Raw genomic sequence first — 19,570 nt, forward strand, 5'->3', positions numbered from 1 at the left:
TACGCCGCTGTTATGCCCCTTGCCGCATCCTTGCGCCATGCGCGTGCTGATCGTGGAGGACCACCGGGAGTTGGCGCAGACCGTGGCCACCGGGCTGCGCCGCGACGGCATGGCCATCGACCTGGCCTTCGACGGGGAGGAGGCACTGGAGCAGGCGACGGTGCACGACTACGACGTGATCGTGCTCGACCGTGACCTGCCACGGCTGCACGGCGACGAGGTGTGCCGCGCGCTGAGCCGCGACGGCTCCCGTGCCCGGCTGCTGATGCTGACCGCGGCATCCACCCTGGAAGACCGGGTCGAGGGGCTGGATCTCGGCGCCGACGACTACCTCGCCAAGCCGTTCGCGTTCGCCGAACTCATCGCCCGTATCCGGGCGCTGGCCCGCCGCGCCCAGCCGGCTGTGCCGCCGGTCCTGGTGCACGGCGACCTCACTCTCGCCCCGGCCGAGCGGCTGGCCCGCAGGGGCGGGCGCAGGCTGGATCTCTCCCCCAAGGAACTGGCCGTCCTGGAACTGCTGCTGGCGGCGCGGGGTACTGTCGTCTCCGCCGAGGAGTTGCTGGAACGGGCCTGGGACCGGTCGGCCGACCCGTTCACCAACACCGTGAAGGTCACCGTCAGCAGGCTCCGCCGGAAGCTGGGCGACCCGCCCCTGATCGAGACGGTGCCCCATGCCGGCTACCGCATCTGAGTCCGTACGCGGGCAGTCCCCCGGAACCGCGCGGTCCGCGCCGGTACGTGCGACGCGCGGCGGCATCCGCTGGTCGGCACGGCTGCGGCTGACGCTGCTGTACGGCGCCCTCTTCCTGGTCTCGGGCGCGGCGCTGCTGGGCAGCACCTATCTGCTGGTGGCCCAGAGTCCCGTCACCAAGAACACGCGGGTGACGGCCTGGCGCGTCGGGGGCACGGGCGGTGAGAGCGACCGGGTGCGCACCCACCTGGAGGACATCGTCAACGAGCGCCGCGCCGCCGAACTGCGCATCCTGCTCACCGAGTCCGGTATCGCACTGGCCGGGATGACGGCCGTTTCGGTGGCGCTGGGCTGGGTGATGGCCGGCCGGGTGCTGCGCCCGGTGCGGGTGATGGCGGACAGGGCGCGCCGGATCTCCGAGCGGAACCTGCACGAGCGGCTCGCCGTTCCGGGGCCGACGGACGAACTGAAGGAGCTCGGCGACACCTTCGACGGGCTGCTGTCCCGGCTGGACGCGGCCTTCGCGGCGCAGCGGCGTTTCGTCGCGAACGCCTCGCACGAACTGCGTACCCCGCTGACCCTCCAGCGCGCCACCGTCGAGGTGGCCCTCGCCGCGCCGGACGCCGACGTGCTGATGCTGCGCCAGGTGTGTGAGCGCGTACTGCGGGCCGGGGAGAGCCAGGAACGGCTCATCGAGGCGCTGCTGACGCTGGCGAGCAGCGAACGCGGGCTCGACCCCGCGCGCAGCGGTCCCACCGATCTGGCGGCCGTCGTGGACACGGTGGTGCGCGAGCGGGAGGACGCGCGGATGACCGTCACCTTGCGGCCGGCCCCCGCGCACGGCGACGCGGCGCTCGTGGAGCGGCTGGCGGCCAACCTCGTGGAGAACGCTCGCCGTTACACGCCCGGCGACGGCTGGATCCACGTCGCCACCGGAACCAGCGCCGGGCGCCCCTGGCTGCACGTGGCCAACAGCGGTGAGCCGATCCCGCGCAGCCGTATCCCCGCGCTGCACCAGCCCTTCCAGCGCCTCGCCCCGCGCGGTGCCGACGAGGGGCACGGTCTGGGCCTGTCCATCGTGGCCGCCATCGCCCAGGCACACGGCGCCACCCTCACCACCGTCCCCGGCCCCGAGGGCGGCCTGGCCGTCACCGTCACCTTCCCGGCGCCCCGAAGGAGTGCGGGGAACTGTGCGGACAACCACGACGCACGTGCCCCCGCCCTCCCACCAGCAACCCCCACGGCGAGCAGCCGCACCGTATGACTGACACCGCGCCGGGCGACGGGGTACCGTCCTTGATCACGATCCGTACGAACGTGTGCACGGGAGCCGCCACGTGGACCCCACCCACGACGTACGCCCCAGACTGCGGGCGGACGCGCTGTTCACGGCGACCGAGGACGGGGCCCTCCTCCAGTACCCCGAAGGCCGGTTCGTCCTCAAAGGGCGGACCGCCTACCAGTGGATGTGCCGCCTCGCCCCGCATCTGACCGGCGCCCACACGGTCGCCGAACTGTGCCAAGGACTGCCCGAGGAGCGCCGGGCCACCGTCACCGCGATGGTGCGCACGCTGCTGCGGCGCGGCGTGGTGCGCGACGTACATCCCGACAACCCCGCTAGCCAGCACGGGAGTTATCCGCTCTCCGACGCCGTCCGCGACCGCTTCCGGGACCAACTCGCCTACCTCGACCACCAGCTCGGCGGCGGCGCGGCCACCGCCTTCGCCCGGTTCCGCGACACCCGCGTGCTGATCGCGGGCCGCGGCGAGGCGGCCGAGAGCTGCGCCCTGACCCTGCTGCGCAACGGGATGCGGACAGTCACCCTCACCGGACCGTACGAGGAACCGCCGCGCCAACTCCTGCTGGAGCAGGACGCTTTGCGCGCTGCGCACTGCGATGCCGATGTGGTGCTGCACCCGGTGGGCGAGGACGGCGCCGGCCCCGGCCACGCGGACGGTGCTGCCGACCTGGTCGTGGCATGCGGTACGGAATACGGAGAACTCGTCCGCCGCAACCGCGCGGCGCTCGACGGCGGTCCCGCGCTGCTGCCGCTGACCGTACTGGACGGCACGGCGGTGCTCGGGCCGCTGGTGCAGCGCGCGGGGCACGGCGTAACGGGCGGTGGCGACGAGTGGCCGGCGGGCTGCTGGCAGTGTGCCGTGCTGCGGCTCGCCGCCAACCTGGAGCCGTCGGCTGCGGCGGCGCTACTGCGTGCAGTGCACTCGGAGCGGACAGCGGCCGGGCCGGACGCGCAGCTGGGGCGCATGCTCGGTACGACGCTCGCGTTCGAGGTCTTCCGGCACCGCACGGGTGCCCTGCCCGCGGAGTGCGCGGGTGCCCTTGTCACCCAGGACTGCGCGACCCTGGCGACCTCGCGGGAGACCTTGCTCGCGCACCCCGACTGCGGGGCGTGCGGCGGACTCCCGAAGGCGCAGTTCGAGGCCGGCGGGCAGGGTGCTGCGGCAGCACCAAAGGCGTCCGACCAGACGGGGGAGGGGTTGCTGTTCGGCACACACGCCGGGGTCTTCCGCCGCTACGCCGACGACGAGCTCCCGCAGTCACCGGTTCGCGCCGCCTGCGTGGAGGTCGCGGCGCCCGGACCGTCCGCCGTACCTCCCCGGGCCGTCACCGCCTTCGCCCTCGACACCCAGACCGACGCCAGAGCCGCAGCGCGCAACGCGGCAGCGCTGGCGTACGAGGCGCTGCTGCACGCGCACGGCCTGCCGCGGAGTGCCGCACCGTACATCGCGGACGGGGTTGAGGAGCGCGTACCCGGCGCCGAGTTGAGCAATTGGAGCGGGACCGGGCAGGACGACGGCCACGCTGGTGGGGGGCCGTGGCTGCGCGCGTGGGTGTGGGATTCCGCGGAGCTCCCGAGCCCCGGGCACGGGCGGACGGTGGCCGTCCCGGCGGCAGCCGTCCACCCAGGCGGCGCAGTCGACCGGGAGGGGCGCTTCGAACCGGGGAGCGCGGGCGCCGGAGCAGGCGCCACCGTCGAAGCCGCCGCACGGGCCGGGCTGTTGTCGGCTCTCGCTCGCGAAGGCGTCGTGGCCGCGCTGCGCGGGGAGGCCGCCGCCCGGACGCTGCCCGTGGACGCGGCTGCCGATGGGGACTGCGGATTTCTCCTGCGTTCGGTCGCGCACTTCGACCAGCGGGTCACCCTCCTCGAACTCCCCGGTGCAGCGCCCGCACACGCCGTGGCCGCGCTCGCCTCCGACGAAGCCTCCGAGGGGATCTCCGACAGCACCGCTCAAGCGCTCGGCTACGGCACCACCCGCACCGAGGCCACCGTCCACGCCCTCCGCGACCTGGCCGGTACCCTCCAACTTGCGCGGCGCGGCCAGGAGGTGGACCTTGGCGATCCCCTGGTGGGCGGGCTCGACGTGCGGGCGTTGGCAGCGACGGCCGAGGGGACAGCCGAGGAATCGGTGCCGTCTGCCGAGCCGGCCGAGGCCGAAAGGCTCCGGCCGGGTCAGGACCCGATGGCGGCGGTGATTCCCGGCAGGCAAGTGCTCGTCGTGGTGACGACGCCGCCGGACCTGCGCGCGGGCGGCGTGGAGACCGTACGGGTGTTGCTGCGCAGCCCCCGGAAGGCACCGGCGTGACGGCCACGACCGAGAAGACGTTGGACGACGACCGGCTCCGCGTGGCGGAGGAACTGACGCGCCGTCTGCAAGCTGCCCGGCCCGCGGAGCCGCTGGCGGTCCACGTACGGCTGCTGGGTGTGCACGACGCCTACGCAGCGCCGGAGCAGCAGCCCGACTGCTCGCCCGGCACCACGCTCGTCCCCGTACATCTGCACGGCAGATACGCCCTGCTCGGGCCCCTCGGCCCGCGGCAGCCGGCTCCGGGCCGCCCGTGCTTCCACTGTGTGGCGACCCGCTGGCAGGCCCTGCGCTCAGCCGTCGAGCGCGATGCGCTGGAGCGCGGGCCAGGCGCTCCCCTCCATGCGGCTGCGCCGAACCCGTATGTGACCCCGTTCGCCCTCGACATGCTCGCGCACTTGGCGACGGCCGCACTCGATGCCGAAGCGCTCGATGCCGAAGCCCGCGAAGCTGAAGCACTCGATGCCGAAGCCCTCGATGCCGAACGCAGGGAGCCGTCGACCGCGCCCCGCACCGGCACCGTGCACCGGCTGGCGCTCGACACCCTCCGCGTGGAGCGTGCCCAGCTGCTGGCCGATCCCGAGTGCCCCTGGTGCGGGGCGCGACAGGCCGCTGTCCCGGCTCCCTCCCGGAGTTGCGCGGTCCTCCTGCGGCCCGGCCTCGTCCCGCGCTCCGGCTCCTTCCGGCTGCTGAGCCCCGCCGAGGCCGTGCCGGAGTGGGCCGCCGACGCACTGGCCAACCCCGTCTGCGGCGCGCTCGGCACGGGGGTACGACCGGACCGGGAGGCGGCCAACACCGCGCCGGCCGGCGGTCGTTTCGCGGTACGCGGGTCACCCCGCCTGCTGGACGTCCACTTCAGCGGGCACGCCGACAGCTACCGGGACAGCGCGGCCCTCGCCCTGTGCGAAGGGCTGGAGCGGCTGGCGGGTCTGCGCGAGGGCGCCCCCGAGCGGATTGTGGCCGCCCGGTCGGAACTGCGGCACCCGTCCGTTGACCCGCGCGAGTGCGGCCTCCCGGACGCGGCGTTCTTCGAGGGCGCGCCGTCGAGCTTCGTGCCGTACGACGAGGAGCTGGTCCTGCCGTGGGTGTGGGGCTGGTCGCTGCGGGACGAGCGGCCGGTGCTGGTTCCCGAGCAGCTGGTCGACTACCGGCTGGCCGGTCCGGGACCGTTCTTCGCGGCCGAGACCTCCAGCGGGTATGCGGGCGGCTCCTGCGTGGAAGAGGCCGTGCTGCACGGGCTGCTGGAGGTGGTCGAGCGGGACGCGTTCCTGCTGGCCTGGCTCGGGCGGGCCCGGCTGCCGCGGATCGCGGTGGAGAGCTGCCGGTCCCCTTCGCTGCTGTCCCTCGCCGAACGGATACGGCGCGGCGGCTACCGGCTGCGGCTCCTGGACAACCGCATCGATCTGCCCGTCCCCGTCGTGACCGCCGTCGCGACCCGCGAGGACGGCGGACCGGGGGCGCTGTGCCTGTCCTCCGCCGCCGCGCTCGACCCGGAACGCGCCGCCGAGTCGGCCGTACGCGAGGTTGCCAGCTCTCTGTCCGGTTTTCCCGAACGCACGGTACGGGACCTCGACCGGCTGCGCGCCATGGCGCAGGACTTCGCCCGGGTGCGCGAACTCGCCGACCACGCCGCGCTGTACGGCCTCCCGGAGATGGTGCGGCACGCCGCGTTCCTCCTCGGCCCTGAGGACGGGGCGCGCCCGCTGGCCGAGATCTACCGTGTCGGCGAGGAAGGCGCCGAAGGCCGCGGCGGCGGCGGACGAGGCGAAGGCGTGCCGCCCGGCGGAGATCTGTCCGCCGCCGTACGCCACTGCCGTGACCTGCTCGCCGCGCGCGGCTTCGACACGGTCGTCGTCGACCGGACGGGGCCCGAACAGCGGCTTGTCGGGACGAGCGTGGTGCGGGTGCTGGTGCCCGGTCTGCTGCCGATCGACTTCGGCGCGCGGCGGCACCGCGCGCCCGGCATGGCCCGCACCCGCACCGCGCTGCGGAGCGCGGGGATGCGTGCTGACGACCTGACGGGTGCGGAGCTCAACCCGGCTCCGCACCCGTTCATGTGAGGGAGAGGGAGACGTGCCCGACAGCGCAGAGCCGGGTGGGGCGGGCGACCACATGCTGACCGTCACCCGCTATCTGGACGCGGTGCTGCGGCGGGCCTCGGTGCCGATGGAGACCGAGCCCTTCGAGCCGGACTGGCAGGACCAGCCCCGGAGCCACAAGATCTACCGCGGGGTGCCCGGCTTCCCGCTCCCCGAAGCGCCGCCGCAGCCCCTCCTGCCGCTGGGGGAGGCCCTGCTCGCCCAGCACCCGGGAGAGGGAGCGGCCTTCACCCTGCCGCTCCTCGCCGGGATGCTCCGGTACTCCTACGGCTGGCTCTCCCGTCGGCTCCAGATCACCGCCGACCCGGGCCAGGGCGGCCGGGAGGCGTACGCGCACGCCGCGTGGGCGCGTGGCAGCGCGGCAGGCGGTGGCCTGTACCCGTGCGAGCTCTACTGGGTGTGCGGCCCGGGCGCGGGCCCCCTGCCGGGCGTCTACCACTACGACCAGCCCGCGCATGCCCTCCGCCGCATCGCCACGGGCGACATCTCGCCCCGGGTACGCGAGGCGCTGGGCGCCGGGCCGGCCGAGGGGCGCCAGTTCCTCCTCGTCACCGTGCGGTTCTGGCAGAACGCCTTCAAGTACGGGGAGTTCAGCCACCACTGCGTCACCATGGACCTCGGCTGCCTGCTGCAGACCTGGCAGACCTGGGCGGCGTCCTGCGGCATCGGGCTCAGCCCCCGCCTGTGGTACGACGAGCCGGAGCTGGACCGGCTGTTGGGCCTCGACCCCGCCACCGAAAGCGTCCTGGCCGCGGTGCCGCTGCCCTGGGGGTACCTCCCGGACAAAGGCCGGGGGACGGGAGCCGCCGAGAAGAGCGCCGGCCTCGCAACGGCCTCTCGCTCCACTCCGTCCATCGCCCCGCCCGTCGCCGAACGCTCCCGCACCGTACGGCGGTTCCCCGCCGCCGAGGCGGCCCAGCTGGCGGCGGCGTACGACACCCGGCCCTACCCCGCCCCCGAGGCGCTGGCCCGAGCTGCGGCCGACGCGTGCGGCCCGCCCGCCGGCGCCGCCGTCCCGCTGCCCGCACCGACCCCGCTCACCGGTGGCGTCGCCGAAGCGCTCGCCGCCCGGCGCAGCAGCTTCGGCCGGTTCTCGGCGCACCGCCCGCTCGCCGCTGAGGACTTGTCCGCGCTGCTGGAGGCAGCCGCGGCCGGGCGCCGGCTGAACACGGGGGCGCCCCCGCTCACCCGGCCGGCCGTCTTCGTGCAGCACGTGGCCGGAGTGCGGGCGGGGCTGTACCTCCACGACTCCGCGGCGCACGCACTCGTCCCGCTGCCCGGACCGGCCCCGCACCCGTTCCTCCAGCGGGTCTACACGCTCAACAACTACAACCTCCAGCAGGCCGCCGCCGTCCTCGTCGTCCTCGCCCGCCCGCACGCCGTCGTGGCCGCTGCCGGGCCGCGCGGCTACCGGCTGCTCAACGCCGAGGTGGGAGCGGTCGCGCAGTCGGCCTATCTGGCTGCCGCAGCGCTCGGCACCGGCTGCGGTGCGGCGCTCGGCTTCGACTACGAGGCCCTCCAGGCGGCTCTCGGCCCGGCCGTCGGCCCGGACACCTGGCCGCTGCTGCTGCTCATGACGGGCCACGAGCGCCCCGACAGACCCCGTTTCGACGCCTCCCTCACCCCCAGCCCTCGCACGGACCGGACCGACCACCCATGATCGCCACCCCCTCACGCCTCCCCTTCGAACTCGCCCCCGACGTCGTCCTCCGCGTCGCCGGGCTCCCTCTCGCAGCCCTCGCCCCCCTGCGTGCCCCCGGCACCGTCGCGTGGGCGCGGACGGCACTGGAACTGGAGGACCGCATGGCCGCGCTGGCACCCGCGGCCGAGGACGCCCTCGCCGAGGCCGTCGCACACGCCGAGCACCCCGCGACCCGCCGGGCCCTGCTCGCCCTGCGCCGCGATCTCCACAACGCCCGTACGCCGTCCCGCGAAACCCTGCGCACCGCCGAGCCGGTGGTCCCCTCGCCCGCCGCCGACTGGCTCGCCCTGCGGCACCGTTACGAGGCGCACCTGGCCGCCGGCGAGTCCACGGCGGCCGCCGAACTCGCCGCCGCTCGCTACCAGTTGCGCCACCTCGCCCACGATCCCGCCCTCCGCGCCGGCGTCCAGGCCGCCTCTCCCACCCTGGACGCCGCCCTCCCCGGCTACCTCGCGGCCGATGACGCGCCACCGAGCGACAAGCGGGCCCGGAAGACGGAACGGTCGCTGGTGTCGTACGTGTACCGGGCGGCGCTCAAGACGAGCCCCTTCAGCACCCTCACCACCCTGGCGCACGGACGTTTCCACGACTCCGGTCCTGCGCTGGGGCTTGCCCTCGCGGACGACGTCCCCCTGCGGCCGCTCCTGCGCGCCCGGCCCAACCTGACCGCACTCCACGAGATCGCCGTCGCCGCGCTCGGCGATCCGGCCACCCGGGTTGCCCTCCCGTTCCACGCGGCCGGCGGATGGCGCCGTACCGGCGGGCGCATCCACTACATACGCCGTCGCTACCGGCCCGTCGATCCCGGGCTCGCCCTCGCCACGCCGGGAGTGCTGGAGGAGGAGCCGTTCCAACTCCCGGCGGGTCCCGTTCTCGACGAGGCGCTGCGGCTCCTCGACGCGGCCGGGGACGCCGGACTCACCCTGCCGGGGCTCGCCGACGCGCTGCACCGCTCGGACCCGGACGGCAGACCCCGGGAGCGGCTGGACGGCTACCTCGCCAAGCTGGTGGAGCTCGGCCTGCTCACCACGCCCGCGCTCGCCCCCGACATCCACCACCCCGACCCGGTGGCCGAACTGGCCGGCCGGCTGCGTGCGCTCGGCCGCCCGTCCCCCGGCCCAGGGCCGTCCCTCGCCGACCGGCTGGAGCGGATACGGGAGCACGCCGACGGCTTCCCTCTCGCGCCGCCCGAGGAGCGCGCCCGTCGTACTGCCGCGCTCCGTACCGAGGTGGCCGAGGCGCAGCGGGCGCTCGGCCGCTCGACGCCGGTCGTGCCCAGGACCGCCGTCTACGAGGACGCCGTGCTGGCCGCGCCCGCCACCGCCTCCCTCCCGGCCTGGGAGGACGGGCCGCTGCCCGCGCTGCGGCGCTTCGCCCGGCTGCTGCCCGCATTCGATCTGATGCTGCTGGACCGACTGCTGGTGCGCGCTCACTTCCGCTCCCGGTACGGGCCCGGAGGGACCTGCGACGACGTGCCCGGCTTCGCGCACGAGCTGCACCAGTCGTTCGGCAAGTGGCTGTCGGGCACCGGCACCCGGCTCGGCACGCTCGCGGCGGACGGTGCGTACGTGCCGCGCGCGAACCCCTACGACGATCCGCGGGTCGCGGCGTTGAGCGCGGCCCACGAGGAGTTCACCCGCGCGCTGCGCGCCGCGCTCGACGCCCGGTTCCCCGAAGGGAAGCCCCAGCCGCCCGGCGCGCCCGAACTCGTCCTGGAGGCGGCGGATCTGGACCGGGCCGCAGCGCTGCTGCCGCCCGACGATCCCGGTATGCCGCGCAGCTACTCCTGCTACCTCCAGTGGGCCGAGCCCTCCGGGGACCGCCGACCGTTCGCCGTCCTCAACTGGGCCTACTCGGGCCTCGGCCAGCCCCTCGCACGGTTCGCCAGGTCCTTCGGGCCGGAGGCCGAACGCGAGCTGGCGGACGGCATCCGTGTCCGGCACGCCCGGCTGCTACCGCCCGATGCCGTAGCCGCCGACCTGAGCGGCGGCTACGACACCTCCAACCTGGCACTGCGGCCCGCGCTGGCCCCCTACCGGCTGACCGGGCCCGCCGAGGCGCCGCACGGGCCCGCCGAACGCCGGCTCCCCGTCGGCGACCTGGAGCTGGTCGACGACGAGGAGCGCGGCGAACTGCGGCTGGTCTCACGGAACCTGGGCAAGCGCGTCGTCCCGCTGTGGCTCGGCGGTCTCGTCCCTATGGCGCTGCCCCGCGTCCAGCGCACCCTGCTGGCGCTCTCCCCGGCCGCCATGCCGCTCGTCGCGGACCTGTGGGGGTGCCTGGAGGGCGGCGGGCCGACGGACCGCCCCCGGGTGCGGCACGGCTCGCTGGTCCTGGCCCGCCGCAGCCGGCGGTTCGCGGGGCCCGGACTGCCCGGACCGCAGCCGCCCGCCGAGACCGCGCGCGGCTTCCTCGCCCGCCGCAGGTGGTGGCGCGCGACGGGGCTGCCGGAGCGGGTGATGGCCCGTACGGACAGCGACCGCAAGCCGCAGCCCGTGGACGCCGACAGCCCGCTGTCCCTCGCGCTGCTCGACCACCGGCTGCGCGACGCGGGTGAGGCGGTCTTCACCGAACTGCTGCCCGACGTCACCGAACCGGCCCTGCGCGCGGGCGGCTCCGCGTACGCGTCGGAGGTGTGCGTGGAACTCGACGCGGCGCCCGCCCCCCTCGAACAGGCACAGCACAGCGGAAGGACGAACCCCCAGTGACCGACACCGACCAGGCGCGGCCCCCGGCCGAGCAGCGCAGCACCGGGCCCGCCGCGCCCCTCAACGCCGACGACCGCCCGCCCGCCGAGCTGCGCCCCGGCGAATGGCTGTCCGCGCACGTCTACTACGCCGGGGACCGCGACCCGCTGCTGGGCGAGTGCGTCGGCCCGCTGTTCGAGCAGCTGCGCGGCGAAGGGCTCGCCGACTGCTGCTACTTCCTCCGCCACTGGCTGGAGGGCCCGCACGTACGGCTGCGGGTGCGGCCCGTGAACACGGACGCGATCCCGGCCCTCACCGATGCGATCGAGGGGGCCGTCGGCGACTTTCTGGGCCGCCGCCCTTCCGTCTACGATCCCGCGGTCGACCTGACCGACGAGCAGTACCGGGAGCGCTTCCGGCTGGAGTTCTCCGACGCGCAGTGGGATGCCCGCTACGGCCCCGGCACCGTGCGGATGCCGCGCCGCCCCAACGACTCCCTCGCCTACCTCGGCTACGAGCCGGAGCTGGAGCGCTACGGCGGCCTGGCGGGTGTGGCGCTGGCGGAATGGCACGCCGACCGCTCCAGCACCCTCGTCGCGAGCCTGCTGGCCTCCACGAACACCCAGGTCGGCAGCGTCCGGCTGGGGCTGGCCGCGCAGCTGACGGCGACCCTCGCGCTGACCGTGCTGGACGACACCGACCGCACGATCGCCTTCTTCGAGCAGCGCATGGCCGACTGGGCGCCCATGTTCAAGGAGCGCTACAACACCTACGCCGCCGCGTACCAGCGGATGGCGGGCCCGGTGGGCGACAAGGTCGAGGCGCTGCACGCGGGCGTCCTCGGCGGACAGCCCGAGCTGCTCGCCGGGTTCCTGCGCCGCTGGGCCGAGCACGGCACCGAACTGCGCGCCCGCATCGACGAGGAAGCCCGGCGCGGGGCACTGGCGTTCCCCTCGGGCGACGGAACGGGCACGCCGGTGGCCGTGGGCGCCGAGACCGCGCGTGCCGCCCTCCTCGCCGGGATCGTGCACATGGGGTGCAACCGGCTCGGGGTGACCGTCGGCAACGAGGACTACCTCGCCTATCTGCTGCACCGGGCGCTCCGGGAGCGGGTGCAGGGACTGCCGGCGGATCGATGACGACCGCACCCCGTCAGCTATTGACCATGGCGAAAACTGATCTCCACAATGGCGGGTGTCCGTATAACTCACCCATCGAACAAGGGAGTTGGCACATGCTCGTAGACGAGCTGGAGGCCCTGGAAGCCGAGACCTTCGAGATCGAGGAGATCGAGGAGCCGCCGCAGGTCATCGCCAGCACGACGGCCTCGGGTCCGCTCTGCCACTGAGCCGTGCGGCAGCCGCCGCCGGGCACTGTCCGTGCTGTACGCAGTCGGACGGCGCCCGGCGGTGAGCCGTCCACGAGTGACCGAAAGCGAATCGTCCCGGCCAACGGCCGGGCCTGTCGCACCACCACACGACCGGAGAAGACGGTGACCCAGAAGGTGACCCAGGAGAACAAGCGGCCCCGCGGCACGAGCGATATCTGGGAGGCCGCCGACTTGGTCACCCCCATGGCCGTACGCGTCGCCGCCACACTGCGCCTCGCCGATCACATAGGGGAGGGCACCGCCCCCCTCGACCACCTCGCCGAGCGTTCCGGCGCCCCCGCACACCTGCTGGAACGGCTGCTCAACCACCTCGTCAACGCCGAGGTGTTCACCCAGCCGGAGCCGCACCTCTACGGCCTCACCGAACTGGGCGCCCAGCTGCGCGCCGACCACCCCGGCAGCCCTCGCGACTGGCTCGACACCGACAGCGCCTTCGGCCGCGGCGACCTCGCGCTGGTCCACCTGCTGGAGAGCATCCGCACGGGCAGGCCCGGATACGACACCGCCTACGGCCGCTCCTTCTGGGCGGACCTGGAGGACCGGCCGGAGCTCTCCGCATCGTTCGACACCTTGCTCGCCTCGCTGCTCGTACCCGGCGAGACGAAGGCCGCCGCCGACGGCTACGACTGGGGCTCGCTCGGCCACCTCGTCGACGTGGGAGGCGGCGACGCCACGCTCCTCACAGCGCTGCTCACCGCGCACCCGGAACTCCGCGGCACCCTGGTCGAGTTGCCAGGGCCGGCCGCGGCGGCCCGCACCAAGCTCGCCGAGCAGGGGCTGAGCGAGCGGTGCGCCGTCCTGGAGTCCAGCTTCCTGGACCCGCTGCCCGAAGGGGCCCACGGCGCAGGCGGCTATCTGCTCTCCGTCGTGCTGCACGACTGGGACGACGCCCACGCGCTGGCCATCCTGGAGAACTGCGCCCGCGCCGCCCGCCCCGGCAGCCGGGTGCTGCTGATCGAGGGGCTGCGCGACGACCCGCAGGGCGCACGCGTCCGCTCCGAGATGGATCTGCGGATGCTCACCTACTTCTCCGGTCAGGAGCGCACCCGCGACCAGCTCGCCGCGCTCGGCGACCGCGCCGGGTTCGATCTCGGCGTGGTGCGCAAGCTGAGCTACTACCGCTCCCTGGTGGAACTCGTCGCCCGCTGACAGCCGGGTGGCCGGCCCGCCAGGGGCGGGCCGGCCACTCACTCGGCACTCGTCGGTCAGCGGGTCAGGCTGGAGGCGTCCTCCCCGTGCGGCTCGGCGGCAACGGTTTCCGCCGCACCATCAGCTGCGCTCTCGGCGACGATGCGCTCCGCCGCCTTGTTGTGCTGCTCCTCCCAGGTCGAGAGGGCGAGCCCGCAGGCGTGGTCCATGTGCCGCAGCTTCTCCAGGCGCAGTTCGACCCGGCGATCGGTCGGCAGCGCCTCCAACTGGTCCTGGAGCTTGGGCAGCCGCAGGAACGTGGCGTTCCCCAGCACCATGACCCGCAGCGGCCGGCCCTCGCCCGGGTCCTCCGTCTCCACGTGGATGTGCGAGGTCTCCCAGGCGGTCTTGACCACCGCCATCAGCAGGCCCAGCACCACGCCCTCGAACATGTTGGTGAGGACGATCGCCAGCGCGGTGACGGCCAGCACCACGGCCTCGGCCCGGTGCTCCCGCCACATGGGCGCCAGATCGCGCAGTGGAATCAGCTTCCAGCCCGCGTGGACCAGGATGCCCGCCAGTGCGGAGAGCGGGATCATGCCCAGCGCGCCGGGAAGCGCGACGGTGAACACCAGCAGCCACAGACCGTGCAGCACCCGGGACGCCTTCGTCTTCGCCCCGGCCGACACATTGGCCGAGCTGCGGACGATGACCGCCGTCATGGGCAGCGCACCCAGCACTCCGCAGACGGTGTTCCCGGCGCCCTGCGCGATCAGCTCCTTGTTGTAGTCGGTACGCGGCCCGTCGTGCAGCCGGTCGACGGCGGCCGCGCTGAACAGCGACTCGGCCGAGGCGATCAGCGTGAACGCGAGCACCGTGCCCAGCATGCCGATCGAGGCGAGGCCGCCGAAGTCGTCCATTCCGGGCGGCTGGACGACGCCCAGCAGGCCCTGCACCTCGACGCGTGCGATGGGCAGATCGAGGGCGACGGTCGCGGCCGTGGCCAGCAGCACGGCGGCCAGCGGCGCGGGCAGCACCCGTGCCCCGGCTCGCCACTTCGGCCACACCACAAGGACCGCCACCGTGCCGGCACCGACCGCGAAGGCGGTCAGCGCCGTGCTGTCGCCCACCGTGTCCAGCACGAGCCGGCCCAGGCCCAGGATCTTCTCCGGGCCGCTGCCCGGTGCCTTGGCGTCGGCGAGCGAGTACAGCTGACCGGCGATCAGCACCAGGCCGATACCGGCGAGCATGCCCTGGACGACGGAGACGGAGATCGCCCGGAACCAGCGGCCCAGCCGCAGCACACCCATCAGCAGCTGCAGCACCCCCGCGGCCAGCACCAGGACGCCCAGTCCGCTGAGGCCGTAGGTCTGCACCGCCTCGTACACCAGCACCGTCAGACCGGCGGCCGGACCGCTGACCTGGAGGCTGCTGCCGGGCAGGAACCCGGTGACCAGCCCGCCCACGATGCCGGTGACCAGCCCGAGTTCGGCCGGCACCCCGGAGGCGACGGCGACGCCCACGCACAGCGGCAGGGCGACGAGGAAGACGACGAGCGAGGCGGTGAAGTCCGCCCGCAGCAGGCTTTTCGAGTACGTCATGACGCCACCTCTCACAGCGGGAGGAACGCGTCGTAACGCGTGTTGAGTTCGAGCACCTGGCCGGTGTCGATGGTGTAGAACCAGCCGCGCAGCGCCAGCTCTCCGGAGGCTTCCCGTTCGGCGACGCACGGGTAGTCCCGCAGCCGCGCGAGCTGCGCCCGTACATGGCGCTGCACGGCGGCGGCCACATCGGGCTGCTCGCGCTCGGCCTCGTCGGGCGCGAGTTCGACGGGCGGTGGCAGCTGTGTGGTCAGCCAGCCGTGCACGGCGGGCACGGCCGCCAGGTCCTCCTCCCGCACCCGGGCGCCGACCGCGCCGCAGTGCGAGTGTCCGCACACCACGATCTCGGGTACTTCCAGGACCCGGACCGCGTATTCGATGGTGGCGGACTCGCCGCTGGGCCGGCCCGCCGCGCCGTAGGGCGGCACCGCGTTGCCCGCGGTGCGCAGTTCGAACAGCTGGCCGGGGCGGGCGCCGGTGAAGACCGCGGGCTGGACCCGCGAGTCGGAGCAGGTGATGAAGAGTGCTTCTGGCGACTGGCCCTGTGCCAGCCTGCCGTAGCTTTCCCGTTCGTCGGTACGGTCGCTTATCCGTGCGGAAAAGGCGCGTGCGTGAGGGATGAGTGAGCGCATGAGGATTACCTTGCGTTCAGGTGCGTACGGATGTCGGTGAGAAGTCGGATACCCGGCAGGGGCCGGTATCGGCTGGTCACGGACAGGCGCGCCGTTAAGCGGCTGCCGCGGGCGGTATCAGTGCCGCAGCACCTGGTGCAGTACGGGAACCTCGACGGATCTGCGCCACGGCATCCCGGCGCTGCCGTTCCCGGGCAGCGCGGAGGGGTAGTCGTCGGCGAGCGATTGGGTCTGCCGGCCCCCCGCGTACTGCGGGCGCTCGCCGGGGGCCGGCGGTGTGGTGTGGTGGCGTACGGCGCGGCGCGGATGACAGTCGGCGTCACCGTGCTCGGCGTCGTCGGCCACGGGCGGTGAGACGTCCGTGGCGGTCGCGGCGGCGGCCGTCGGTCCGGCGGCAGATGCCGGGAGGGCAGCTGCGGCCTCGGTGGCCAGCAGTACGGAGAGGAGAAGGACGAGGGCGGAGACGCATGCTCGTACGGCGGTCACGCAGCGTCGCATCGTCCTCCCCCCTGTCCATGGCTCCGAGCTGGGCGTATTCAATCGTCGCCCACAGGGTGTGACGAACCCGCACGGCGGAGGTGAACAGCAGGTGAACTAACCTGGGAGATGCGGAGATTTTCGCTCACAGGGTCTTGTTTTCGGCCGCAACGGCGAGAATTGATCGCTGAGAGAGCTCGCTCGTATGATCGATAGTCGAACTCCGACGCCTCTGACCCGGGATGTCAGCCCTTGAAGGCTCCCTGCAACAAGCCGGAAACAAAGCTACGTTGAAATAGCAGGTACACGATTGTGATCGGCAACATCACAAGGATGGTCCCGGCAGCAAGCATTGGCACATCCGTGTTGTTCTGTCCCACGAAGAACCCGAGTCCCGCCGGTGCCGTCCGCTTGGCCGCGTCCTGCATCAACACCAGCACCAGCAGAAACTGGTTCCACGACCACATGAACACCAGCACCCCGAGCGTCGTCAGCGACGGCCGGACCAGTGGCAGCAGCACCCTGGTGAGGATCGTCCACGACGAGGCGCCGTCGATCCGCGCCGCCTCCACCAGCGAGGCCGGCGTCGTACGGAAGTGGGTCCGCATCCAGAAGACGCTGAACGGCATGAACAGCGCGATCTCCACCAGGACGACGCCCAGGTACGAGTCCGTCAGCCCGATCCCCCGCAGATCGAAGTAGAGCGGTACCACGATCAGTTCGACGGGGATGGTCAGCCCCGCGACGAACAGCGCCGCCACCCCGTCACCGCCCGGCAGCCGCATCGTGCCCAGCGCGTACCCCGCCAGCCCGGCCAGCACCAGCGAGGCGGGCACCACTCCGACGGCGATGACCAGGCTGGAGCGCATCAGCTCGGAGAAGCCCGCGACCGTCCACGCCTGCCGGTAGTTGTCCAGGCTCCACCGCTCGGGCCACGCCATGCCCACCACCGGCTCGCCCGAGGGCTGCATGGAGGCGAGGAAGACGCTGAGGAACGGGATGACGACCGCGATCCCCAGCACGGCCAGCAGCGCCTGCCCCGTCCAACGCTCCGCCCGGGACGCCGTGTTCATGACTGCGACCTCTCAGCGCTCGGTCTCATGGCCGTGACCCCTCCGCGCTCTCCTGCTGCCTCGCCAGCCGGTTGACGATGTAGACGATCACCAGGATCAGCAGACTCAGCAGCACTCCGAGCGCCGAGGCCAGGCCCACCTTCCCGTCGGAGAAGGCCAGCCGGTAGACCAGCAGTCCGGGAACGGTCGTCTCCTCGCCCGGCCCGCCGCCGGTGGTGACGTAGACGATGTCGAAGCTGGCGAGCGCGGCCACGGTGGTGACTGTCAGCGCGACGGCCAGCTCGCCGCGCAGCTGGGGGAGAGTGACCGAGACGAACTCCCGCACCGGCCCCGCGCCGTCCAGCCGCGCCGCCTCGTACAGCTGGGGGTCGATCTTCTGCACCCCGCTCAGGAAGAGCATCATGCACAGCCCGCTGAGCACCCATGTGCCCACCAGGCCGACGGCGACCAGTGCCCAGTCGAAGTCCCCCAGCCACGCCCGTGCCCAGCCGCCGAGCCCGATGCCGCCCAGCGTCTCGTTGATCAGCCCGTCGTCCCCGTACAGCCATCGCCAGGTCACGCCCACCGCGACCAGCGGCACCACCTGCGGAAGCATGAACAGCAGCCGGTAGACGCCCATTCCGCGGCGCCGGTGCCGGGCCAGCAGTCCCGTCATCGTCAGCCCTGCCAGGATCGGCAGGAACGCGAAGAAGACGACGAGCACCAGCGCGTTGACCACCGAGCCGCGCAGCGCCGGATCGGCGAAGACCTCCCGGTAGTTGTCGAGCCCCACCCAGCTGCCCAGCGTCACCCCGTCCCACTCGAACAGCGACAGATAGGCCGTGTGCAGCGCGGGCAGCACCGCGAAGGCGAGATAGACGGCGAGCGCGGGCAGCACATACAGGTAGCCGCGGTAGTCGCGCCAGGAGCGTGCGTGGCGCGGCGCTGTGCGGGAGGCCGAACGCTTCCCGGGCCGCGTCATGATCCGCTCCCGTAGCGTTCCTGCCACACGTCCTGGAGCGAGTCGAGATACGCCTCGGGCGTGGTGCGGCCCGCGATCAGTTTCTGCACCCCGGCGCGGAGCGGGTCGAGCATGTTGGGCGCGGTGAAGTCGGGGAAGTGGTTCATGCCGTCGTCGGCGGTGACCCGCCGGTGGGCCCGCGCCACCTCGCCCAGTACGCCCTCGGGGACGGGCACGGCGCTCTCGTCGGGCGGCAGGAAGCCGTTGTCGCTGACGATCTTGGCTGCCTCCGGGGAGCCGAGGAAGTCGAGAAAGGCTCCGGCGGCCTGCGGATGCTTCGTCCGGGAGGAGACCGCGTACGAGACGCTGAACCCGGAGGCGACGGCGCGGGCGCCGGGGCGCTCACCGGGCATCAGGAAGAAGCCCGCCTTCTTCCCCATCGCCTCGGACAGCTGCCCGGCCGCCCAGTTGCCGTTGATGAGGAAGACGCTCTCGCCCCGGGTGAACTGGGCCGTGGTGTCGGTCTGGGTGGTGCCGTTGGCCGACTCGTCGAAGTACCCCTTGCGGCTCCACTCCACCAGCTTGCGGGTGGCCGCCAGCGTCTGCCGCGTCTTGATGGTGGCGCCGGCCGTGCCCTTGACCCAGTTCCGGTACGCCTTCGGCGGCATCGCGTTGTTGACCAGCGCCGCCCACAGGTGGAGGCCGCCCGAATCGAGCGCGCCGACGCCCAGCGGCGTCATCCCGGCCTTCTTGACGGCGGCCAGCTGCCGGTCGAACTCGGCCACCGTGCGCGGCGGCCGGGTGATGCCCGCCTTCCGTGCCAGCTGCTTGTTGTAGTAGATCCCCGTCATCGACAGCCCGGCAGGCACCCCGTACAGATGCCGCCCCGAGGCGGCGCGCCGGCCGGAGCCGGTGAGCTGGTCCAGGCCGGCCGCCGGGAACTTCTTCCGCCAGCCGTACGCGTCCCGGTACGGCGCCAGATCCAGGATGTCGCCCCGCGCGGCGATGTCGTCCATACCGACGGCGAACTGCGCGAGGTCGGGCGCGGTGTCCGAGGCCATCGTGAGCTTGATGCTCTTCACGTAGTCGGCGAACTGGGTGTACCGCGGCTCGATGCTGATGCGGGGGTGCTTCTTGTGGAACGCCGCGATGAGAGCGTCCACCATCTGGGGTGCGTCGGCGAAGGTGAGCCTCAGGGTGATGTCGCCCTCGCCCTTCGGCACCGCCGTGGACGACGGCACCGTCCTCGGCCGGTCCGGATCGGCGGCGCTGCCCGGGGTCAGGGCGCCACATGCTGTGACCAGCACGGTGAGGAGTGCGCACAGTGCTGTTGCCGACCGCGTTTTGGTGGTGCGGCGCGTGGTGGTGCGGCGCGTGGTGGTGCGGCGTCTCCCCATGCTTGCCCCCTCTCGGAGCACTCTCTTCCCATCGCGACGGCGCACAACGCCTGTTCGAGTGCGCGCCTTTCCGCCCCCACGTTGCGCGGGGACGCGGTTTCTTTCCGGCGGTCGGCCGCCGTGGGGGCTTTGCGGATTGCCCGGGTGC

The 19,570-nt window shown here is 73.2% G+C and carries 14 protein-coding genes; 8 read left to right on the top strand and 6 right to left on the bottom strand.

Annotation, left to right across the window (positions count from 1 at the left end):
- Nucleotides 1–37 precede the first annotated feature (37 nt).
- The 8 genes from ACTWQF_RS11015 (at nt 38) to ACTWQF_RS11050 (ending at nt 13,323) form a co-directional block, all read left to right on the top strand.
- Nucleotides 38–691, top strand: coding sequence for a response regulator transcription factor (locus ACTWQF_RS11015; RefSeq protein WP_443279010.1), 654 nt, complete (start codon nt 38–40; stop codon nt 689–691).
- The gene (locus ACTWQF_RS11020; RefSeq protein ID WP_443279011.1) at nt 672–1,955 is read left to right on the top strand and encodes a sensor histidine kinase; all 1,284 of its coding nucleotides are present in this window, start codon (nt 672–674) and stop codon (nt 1,953–1,955) included. The genes ACTWQF_RS11015 and ACTWQF_RS11020 overlap by 20 nt, the downstream gene beginning before the upstream one ends.
- 73 nt (nt 1,956–2,028) lie before the next feature.
- Entirely contained in the window at nt 2,029–4,296 is a 2,268-nt protein-coding gene (locus tag ACTWQF_RS11025; protein WP_443279012.1) for a TOMM precursor leader peptide-binding protein, read from the top strand.
- Nucleotides 4,293–6,356, top strand: a complete 2,064-nt coding sequence (locus tag ACTWQF_RS11030) for a TOMM precursor leader peptide-binding protein (protein ID WP_443279013.1) — start codon at nt 4,293–4,295, stop codon at nt 6,354–6,356. The genes ACTWQF_RS11025 and ACTWQF_RS11030 overlap by 4 nt, the downstream gene beginning before the upstream one ends.
- Nucleotides 6,357–6,369: 13 nt before the next feature.
- Nucleotides 6,370–8,055, top strand: coding sequence for a SagB family peptide dehydrogenase (locus ACTWQF_RS11035; protein WP_443279014.1), 1,686 nt, complete (start codon nt 6,370–6,372; stop codon nt 8,053–8,055).
- Nucleotides 8,052–10,805, top strand: coding sequence for a lantibiotic dehydratase (locus tag ACTWQF_RS11040; RefSeq protein WP_443279015.1), 2,754 nt, complete (start codon nt 8,052–8,054; stop codon nt 10,803–10,805). Before ACTWQF_RS11035 ends, ACTWQF_RS11040 begins: the two co-directional genes overlap by 4 nt.
- The gene (locus ACTWQF_RS11045) at nt 10,802–11,923 is read left to right on the top strand and encodes a lantibiotic dehydratase C-terminal domain-containing protein (protein ID WP_443279016.1); all 1,122 of its coding nucleotides are present in this window, start codon (nt 10,802–10,804) and stop codon (nt 11,921–11,923) included. The genes ACTWQF_RS11040 and ACTWQF_RS11045 overlap by 4 nt, the downstream gene beginning before the upstream one ends.
- Before the next feature lie 353 nt (nt 11,924–12,276).
- Nucleotides 12,277–13,323, top strand: coding sequence for a methyltransferase (locus ACTWQF_RS11050; RefSeq protein ID WP_443279017.1), 1,047 nt, complete (start codon nt 12,277–12,279; stop codon nt 13,321–13,323).
- A gap of 56 nt (nt 13,324–13,379) precedes the next feature.
- Here ACTWQF_RS11050 and ACTWQF_RS11055 read toward each other — a convergent pair whose 3' ends face one another.
- The 6 genes from ACTWQF_RS11055 to ACTWQF_RS11080 all read right to left on the bottom strand — a co-directional run bounded on the left by ACTWQF_RS11055 (nt 13,380) and on the right by ACTWQF_RS11080 (nt 19,422).
- Nucleotides 13,380–14,903: a SulP family inorganic anion transporter gene (locus tag ACTWQF_RS11055; RefSeq protein WP_443279018.1), complete on the bottom strand. Its 1,524-nt coding sequence runs from the start codon at nt 14,901–14,903 to the stop codon at nt 13,380–13,382.
- Nucleotides 14,904–14,914: 11 nt separating this feature from the next.
- A complete protein-coding gene (locus ACTWQF_RS11060; RefSeq protein ID WP_443279019.1) occupies nt 14,915–15,535 on the bottom strand; it encodes a carbonic anhydrase in 621 nt (206 codons plus the stop codon).
- Between the two features lie 117 nt (nt 15,536–15,652).
- Complete coding sequence (locus ACTWQF_RS11065) at nt 15,653–16,033, bottom strand: hypothetical protein (protein ID WP_443279020.1); 381 nt, start codon at nt 16,031–16,033, stop codon at nt 15,653–15,655.
- Nucleotides 16,034–16,257: 224 nt separating this feature from the next.
- The gene (locus ACTWQF_RS11070; RefSeq protein ID WP_443279021.1) at nt 16,258–17,085 is read right to left on the bottom strand and encodes a carbohydrate ABC transporter permease; all 828 of its coding nucleotides are present in this window, start codon (nt 17,083–17,085) and stop codon (nt 16,258–16,260) included.
- 25 nt (nt 17,086–17,110) lie between these two features.
- Nucleotides 17,111–18,046, bottom strand: coding sequence for a carbohydrate ABC transporter permease (locus tag ACTWQF_RS11075; RefSeq protein WP_443279022.1), 936 nt, complete (start codon nt 18,044–18,046; stop codon nt 17,111–17,113).
- On the bottom strand, nt 18,043–19,422 hold the full coding sequence (locus ACTWQF_RS11080; protein ID WP_443279023.1) for an ABC transporter substrate-binding protein: 1,380 nt from the start codon (nt 19,420–19,422) through the stop codon (nt 18,043–18,045). The genes ACTWQF_RS11075 and ACTWQF_RS11080 overlap by 4 nt, the downstream gene beginning before the upstream one ends.
- Between the last annotated feature and the right edge of the window lie 148 nt (nt 19,423–19,570).

The sequence above is a fragment of the Streptomyces sp. 8N114 genome, from assembly GCF_052245835.1.
Taxonomy (GTDB): domain Bacteria; phylum Actinomycetota; class Actinomycetes; order Streptomycetales; family Streptomycetaceae; genus Streptomyces.

Bases quoted from the DNA above. Each gene is read 5' to 3' on its own strand.
- ACTWQF_RS11015 (WP_443279010.1), top strand. From the start codon at position 38: ATGCGCGTGCTGATCGTGGAGGACCACCGGGAGTTGGCGCAGACCGTG.
- ACTWQF_RS11020 (WP_443279011.1), top strand. From the start codon at position 672: ATGCCGGCTACCGCATCTGAGTCCGTACGCGGGCAGTCCCCCGGAACC.
- ACTWQF_RS11040 (WP_443279015.1), top strand. From the start codon at position 8,052: ATGATCGCCACCCCCTCACGCCTCCCCTTCGAACTCGCCCCCGACGTC.
- ACTWQF_RS11055 (WP_443279018.1), bottom strand. From the start codon at position 14,903: ATGACGTACTCGAAAAGCCTGCTGCGGGCGGACTTCACCGCCTCGCTC.
- ACTWQF_RS11060 (WP_443279019.1), bottom strand. From the start codon at position 15,535: ATGCGCTCACTCATCCCTCACGCACGCGCCTTTTCCGCACGGATAAGC.
- ACTWQF_RS11065 (WP_443279020.1), bottom strand. From the start codon at position 16,033: ATGCGACGCTGCGTGACCGCCGTACGAGCATGCGTCTCCGCCCTCGTC.
- ACTWQF_RS11070 (WP_443279021.1), bottom strand. From the start codon at position 17,085: ATGAACACGGCGTCCCGGGCGGAGCGTTGGACGGGGCAGGCGCTGCTG.
- ACTWQF_RS11075 (WP_443279022.1), bottom strand. From the start codon at position 18,046: ATGACGCGGCCCGGGAAGCGTTCGGCCTCCCGCACAGCGCCGCGCCAC.
- ACTWQF_RS11080 (WP_443279023.1), bottom strand. From the start codon at position 19,422: ATGGGGAGACGCCGCACCACCACGCGCCGCACCACCACGCGCCGCACC.